The sequence below is a fragment of the Nocardiopsis lucentensis DSM 44048 genome, assembly GCF_000341125.1.
Lineage (GTDB): Bacteria > Actinomycetota > Actinomycetes > Streptosporangiales > Streptosporangiaceae > Nocardiopsis > Nocardiopsis lucentensis.
This window is the reverse complement of the sequence record NZ_ANBC01000031.1, coordinates 1-5,942: the sequence shown is the minus strand read 5'-3', so window position 1 is coordinate 5,942 and position 5,942 is coordinate 1. Positions and strand designations below refer to the sequence as shown.

The window sequence follows — 5,942 nt, the reverse complement described above, 5'->3', positions numbered from 1 at the left end:
CCCCCGCCGTTGACCTCGCCGTGGCCGAGCGCGAGGAGCACGCCAAGCACCTGGCCTCGCTCCGGGACGACCTGGAGGAGCGCGTGCGGGCGGAGGTTCCCGACGTCGTCGTCAACGGCGACCCCGACGGGAGGCTGCCCGGGATCTCCCACCTGTCCTTCCCCGGCTGCGAGGGGGACGCGCTGCTCATGCTGCTCGACGCGCGGGGCATCTCCTGCTCGACCGGTTCCGCGTGTTCGGCGGGGGTCGCCCAGCCCAGCCACGTACTCCTGTCGATGGGGGCCGACCCGGACACCGCGCTGAGCAGTCTGCGGCTGTCCCTGGGCCGCACCTCCGCCCCGGAGGACGTCGCGGCGCTGGCGGGGGCGATCGGGCCCGCCGTCGAGCGGGCCCGCGCGGCCCGGGCCAAGCGGCGGCGCTAGGTTCTGGAGAGGCGCCGGCTAGTCCCCCGCGCGCTGGATCGTGACGGACTCCAGCACGACGTCCTCCACCGGACGGTCGTTCTGGTCGGTCCGCACCTGGGAGATCGCCTCCACGACCGCGTAGGACTCGTCGTCGGCCACCTGGCCGAAGATCGTGTGGCCGCCGTTCAGGTGCGTGGTCGGCGCCACCGTGATGAAGAACTGCGACCCGTTGGTGTCCGGGCCCGAGTTGGCCATGGCGAGCACACCCGGCTCGTCGAAGGTGCGGCCGGAGCCGAACTCGTCCTCGAACGTGTACCCGGGGCCGCCGCGTCCGGTCCCCTCGGGGTCGCCGCCCTGGACCATGAACCCCTCGATCACCCGGTGGAAGACGGTCCCGTCGTAGAAGGCCGCGTCCCCGGTCACCGGGTTGGACACGCCCTCGCCCTCGGCGAGGTCGACGAAGTTGGCGACGGCCAGGGGAGCGTCCTCCGGGAAGAGCTCCACCGTGATGTCGCCCTCACTGGTGTTCAGCACCGCGCCCTCCACGTCCGACACCTCCGTGTCGTCCTGGCACGCGGTCGTGGCGAGCAGGAGGGTGGAGGACAGCACGACGGTCGCCGGCAGGGTCAAGCGCTTCATCGGTTCACTTCCGAGGTGTGGTTCGCGACTGGGCGGCACTCAGAGTACTGGGGGAGGAGGGGCTTCCCCACCCCGGGGCACGCCGATCACCCGACGGGAGCCGCGCAGGTCAGAGGGGTTCGGGGATGATACTTCGAACGCGTCCGGTCATGGGACGGCATTGTCGGTGCTTGTACTGACTTATCACGGATCGCCGCACCCGCCCCGTCGCTTGACCAGCCGCACCGCCACGGGAGATGGTCGGATGAAGGGGGCGGGGTCGACCCGAGGGACACGGCCCGCCCCGACCGGCGACGGGAGAGGATTCGGGAGTGAACACTGCGTTGCCGTCTGCGATGTGGCTCCCCTTCGGCGCGCGGATACTGCGCGCCAGGTCCGACAAAGGGCTCTCACGCGCCGAGCTGGCCAGGACCGTCGGGGTGACCGACGACAAGCTCCGCGAGGTGGAGGACGCGCACTGCCGACCGGCCCGGACACTGGTCGAACGGGTGGACACCGCGCTGGGCGCCGACCACCAGCTGGTCGACGCGTGGGCGGTCACCCTCCAGGCCGAGGCCTTCCCCAACGAGTTCGGGGACATGCGGGAGCTCGGCACGCACGCGGCGCGGCTCTGGGAGCACCAACCCATGGCGGTGCCCACGTTCCTGCGTACCCGGGAGTACTCCCGGGCCATCCTGGGGCCCGCCCACCCCGGCCTCGGCGCGGACCAGGTCGAGGCCATGGTGGACGAGGAGATGGCCCACCGCGCGGCGATGACCGGACCGGACGGCCCCCGGCTGCGGGTGGTGCTCAACGAGATCGCCCTGACCCGCCCCCAGGGCGGCGCGGCCGTCATCAACGCCCAGCGCGGCTTCCTGGCCGACCTCATCGCGGCGGGCATCGTCACCATGGGCGTGATCCCCGAGCAGACCCCGCACCACCCGGGACTGGGGGGAGCCTTCCGCCTGATGGAGTTCGAGGACCGGCCCAGCATGGTCTACGCGTTCGCCGCGCAGGGGGGAGACCTCACGGCTGAGAGTGAGCAGGTCGGGCGGTGCACGATGGTGCGCGACGCCATCGAGGGCGTCGCCGTCGAACTGGCGCCGGACTCGGAGCTCCTGACCGCGCGGTGACCCGGACGGTGAATCCGGACGCGACCGGCCCTTGGGGGAACACCCGATGATGGGCTAGGTTGCCCGCCATGGATATCGCGATCACTTCCGGGTACGTCGTGCCCGTCGACGGAGACCCCGTCGACGGCGGCACGGTCCTCATCTCCGACGGCGTCATCACCGCGGTCGGCCCGGACGCCGACGTCACCGTTCCCGAGGGGGCCACGGTCGTCGACGCCTCCGGAAAGTGGGTGCTGCCCGGCTTCGTCGAGGCGCACGGCCACATCGGCATCGACGAGGAGGGCGTCGGCTGGGCGGGCGACGACACCAACGAGATGACCGACCCCAACGGCGCGCGCATGCGTGCCCTGGACGCCATCAACCCCGCCGACCTGGGCTTCGTCGACGCCCTGTCCGGCGGTGTGACCAGCTCCGTCGTCAAGCCCGGTTCCGGCAACCCCATCGGCGGCCAGACGGTGGCCGTCAAGTGCTGGGGACGCAGCATGGAGGACCGGCTGATCAGGCAGCCGACCAGCGTCAAGAGCGCCCTGGGCGAGAACCCCAAGCGCGTGTACGGAGAGAAGAAGCAGCTGCCCTCGACGCGGCAGGGCGTGGCGGCGGTCATCCGCGACGCGTTCACCAAGGCGCAGGACTACAAGGCCAAGCGCGACCACGCGGCTGCCGAGGGCACCCCCTTCGACCGGGACAACGCCATGGAGGTGCTGGTCAGCGTCTTGGACGGTGAGCTCCCGTGGTGCCAGCACGTCCACCGCGCCGACGACATGCACACGGCGATGCGCCTGGCCGACGAGTTCGGGTACCGCCTGATCATCAACCACTGCACCGAGGGCCACCTGCTCGCCGACGAGATCGCCGCGCGCGGCGTCCCCGTGATCACGGGTCCGCTGATGACGAGCCGGTCCAAGGTCGAGGTGAAGAACAAGACGCTGGCCAACCCGGGCATCCTCGACCGGGCGGGTGTGAAGGTCGCGCTGACCACCGACCACCCGGTCGTCCCGATCGAGTTCCTCGTGCACCAGGCGACCCTGTGCGTGAAGGAGGGCCTGGACCGCGACACCGCGATCCGCGCGATCACCCTCAACCCCGCCGAGATCATGGGGATCGACGACCGGGTGGGCGCGCTGCGGCCCGGTCTGGACGGCGACGTGGTGGTGTGGTCGGGCGACCCCCTGGACGTCATGAGCCGTGCCCTGCGCGTGTTCGTCGAGGGCCGTGAGGTGTACACCTACGACGAGGAGCGGCGGGAGCGCGTGGTGGCGGACGCCTTCTACCGCGAGGGCTAGGAGCAGTCCCGCGCCTTAGCGCCCGATCGGGCACTAAGGCGTGGGGCGCGTGGTCTGAGGCGCGGCCGCCCAGCGGAAATAGGGAGGTCCTCCCATGGTGGGGGCGCCCTCCTTAGCGGAAGCCTGGTGCTGGTCGGGGCACACGGTCCCGACCCACCGGACCCCCGAGGAGGACGTCATGCACCCCGACATCCACGCCCAGGCCGCCGACCTCTACCGGGCCGAGCGGGAGCGCGAGGCCCGTGAGGCACGAAGGGCGGGCGAGGCCCGAGAGGGCGCCGGGGAGCGCCCGACGCGCCGATCCGGGAAGGACGGGTCAGCCCAGCGCGCGGAAGCCGCCGTCGGCCGCCACACCACTGTCCGCCAGGTCCAGGACGGCGGTGGCGCCTTCCATCTTCAGGCGTGAGCGCAGGTCGGTCGCGTCCTCGGGGCCGCCCTCGAGGAGCACGAGCGCAGTGCCCGCGACCACCGCGGCCAGGAGGACCGAGGCGTCGTCGCCGAGCACGGACAGCGGCGTGGCGGGGCCGATCACGATCCCCACGCGGTCCTCGCCCGTGAGCGCCCACCGCTCGGCGCGCTCCCGTGCGGCGGCGACCAGCTCCGCGCCGGTCCACGCGCGCCCGCTCGCGTACGCGGGAGCCCCGGAGTCGAGCACGTAGGGGGAGAAGTGGTCACCGTGCCCCCGGGCCTCGGTGGTGTAGTCGAGCACCATCGGTGGAAGGTCCCTCAGGGGCAGTCCGAGCGGGTGCAGGGACGCGCCCACGACCTCCTCGGCTCCGCTGTCGAGCGCCGCCCCCAGCCGGTCGGCGTCGGCCACCGCGATCTGCGCCCCGTCGGGGAAGGCGTCGCCGTCGACGGGCACCGCCACGGCCCCGACCGACCAGGAGGACAGGAGCCAGACGATGGACTGCCAGTGCAGGGGCAGCGCGACCGCCACCCGGTCGTCCGGCTGTGTCCCGAACCCGTCCACCATCATGTTCGCGGTCTTGGACACCCAGTTGTCGAGGGTGGCCGGGGAGAGCTCGACCCTGCCCCCCGACGCGTCGTAGGAGGTCACGAACGGGTGAGCGGGGGCGGTGGCGACGAGGTCACGCCACAGCTGTGCTGGAGTCTCGGACATGCCGCCACTCTAGGGGGTGTCCCGTGGACCCCCCTGACGGTGTCCCACGGACACGTACTCCGCCGCGCCACGCCCCAGCACGACTCTCGCGGCGTTCTCACCAGGTGAAGGGACCCCGCTCCGGGCCCACACCGTCCCCTGTCCCCGCCCGCCGAGCGCGGCGGGCGGGCGTCGGCCGCCGTCGGACATTCCCCTGGGGGCCGGACCACCGACTACCTCGATGTGTGCGCCATGTCGCCCGAGGTGCCAGAGTGTCTTCATGCGCTTGCCTCCCGGACGGATCCTCGCCCGTGTCACCGCGCTCCCCGCCATCGCCGTCTCGGCCTGGCTCCTGGTGGCCTTCCCCCTCCTGGCGCTCGGCCTGTTCACGCCTCTGGCCGGGATCGTCGTCGGTGTCCCCGTGGTGGTCACGGCCTGTGCCCTGGTGCCCCGGCTCATCCCGGACCCGGAGGAGGACGTGCCCTGGTGGCCGGTCGTCCTCGTGCTGCTGATAGCCGTGGCCTTCGCCGCCGTGCAGATCGCCTACCACGCCGAGGCGCTGGTCATCCGACGCGACCNNNCGCGGAGAACGGATCCCTGCCGATCCCCCTGCGCACCGACCTCATCGCCGGGGACGACCCCTCGCTCAGCTACCAGAGCCTCGCCCAGTACCAGCGCGGCGACGCCATCTGGCCGCAGTTCATGGCCGGTGCGCCCCTGCTGACCTCGATCGGGTACTGGCTGGGCGGCCTCACCGGCATGCTGGTGACCACCCCCGTCCTGGGCGCGCTGGGCGTGCTGACGCTCGCCGGGCTCACCGCCCGCCTGGTCGGCGCCCGATGGGCCCCGCTGGCCGCCGTCGTCCTGGCCGTGTGTCTGCCCCAGCAGTGGGTCAGCCGGTTCACCTACAGCGAACCCGCCACCCAGATCCTCCTGCTCGGCGGGCTGGTCCTCGCCTACGACGCCCTCTCCCGACGCTCCTTCCTGCGTGATCGCTGGTCCGCCCAGCACACCCTGGCCGCGGCGGCCGGACTGTCGTTCGGCCTGGGACTGGTGGTGCGGATCGACGTCCTGCGCGACCTGCTGCCCGTCCTCGGCTTCGTCGGGCTGCTGCTGCTCGCCCGCCGGGGGCAGGCACTGCCGCTGCTGGGCGGACTCCTCGTCGGCGCGGGGATGGGGCTGTACGCCGGTTACGGCCTGTCCCGTCCCTATCTGGACTACCTGTCCGACTCGCTCAACCCGCTCCTGGTGATCACCGCCGTCGTCATCGTGGTCACCGTCGTCGCCACCGCCGCCCTGTGGCGGTACGGCGTCCCCCGCGTGGAACGGGTCCGCTGGCTGCCGACCGCCATGGCCGTCCTCGCCCTGATCGCGATGGTCGGCTTCGCGATCCGTCCCCTGCTGT

Annotated in this window: 5 protein-coding genes and 1 pseudogene; 4 read left to right on the top strand and 2 right to left on the bottom strand. The window is 72.2% G+C overall.

Annotated elements, in window-relative coordinates:
- The coding region (locus tag D471_RS0100810; RefSeq protein WP_017596867.1) for an aminotransferase class V-fold PLP-dependent enzyme at positions 1-422 on the top strand (422 nt) is incomplete at its 5' end.
- Positions 423-440: 18 nt separating this feature from the next.
- On the opposite strand, the gene D471_RS0100805 is transcribed toward D471_RS0100810, so the two are convergent.
- Positions 441-1,043, bottom strand: coding sequence for a peptidylprolyl isomerase (locus D471_RS0100805; protein ID WP_017596866.1), 603 nt, complete (start codon positions 1,041-1,043; stop codon positions 441-443).
- A gap of 311 nt (positions 1,044-1,354) precedes the next feature.
- Here D471_RS0100805 and D471_RS0100800 point away from each other — a divergent pair, with 311 nt between their 5' ends.
- Positions 1,355-2,155, top strand: coding sequence for a helix-turn-helix domain-containing protein (locus D471_RS0100800; RefSeq protein ID WP_026127281.1), 801 nt, complete (start codon positions 1,355-1,357; stop codon positions 2,153-2,155).
- Positions 2,156-2,223: 68 nt separating this feature from the next.
- Complete coding sequence (locus D471_RS0100795; RefSeq protein ID WP_017596864.1) at positions 2,224-3,438, top strand: amidohydrolase; 1,215 nt, start codon at positions 2,224-2,226, stop codon at positions 3,436-3,438.
- Positions 3,439-3,754: 316 nt separating this feature from the next.
- Here D471_RS0100795 and D471_RS0100790 read toward each other — a convergent pair whose 3' ends face one another.
- Complete coding sequence (locus tag D471_RS0100790; RefSeq protein ID WP_017596863.1) at positions 3,755-4,558, bottom strand: TIGR03089 family protein; 804 nt, start codon at positions 4,556-4,558, stop codon at positions 3,755-3,757.
- 259 nt (positions 4,559-4,817) lie between these two features.
- Here D471_RS0100790 and D471_RS32465 point away from each other — a divergent pair.
- Positions 4,818-5,942: pseudogene (locus D471_RS32465) on the top strand (hypothetical protein); the annotation flags it as partial.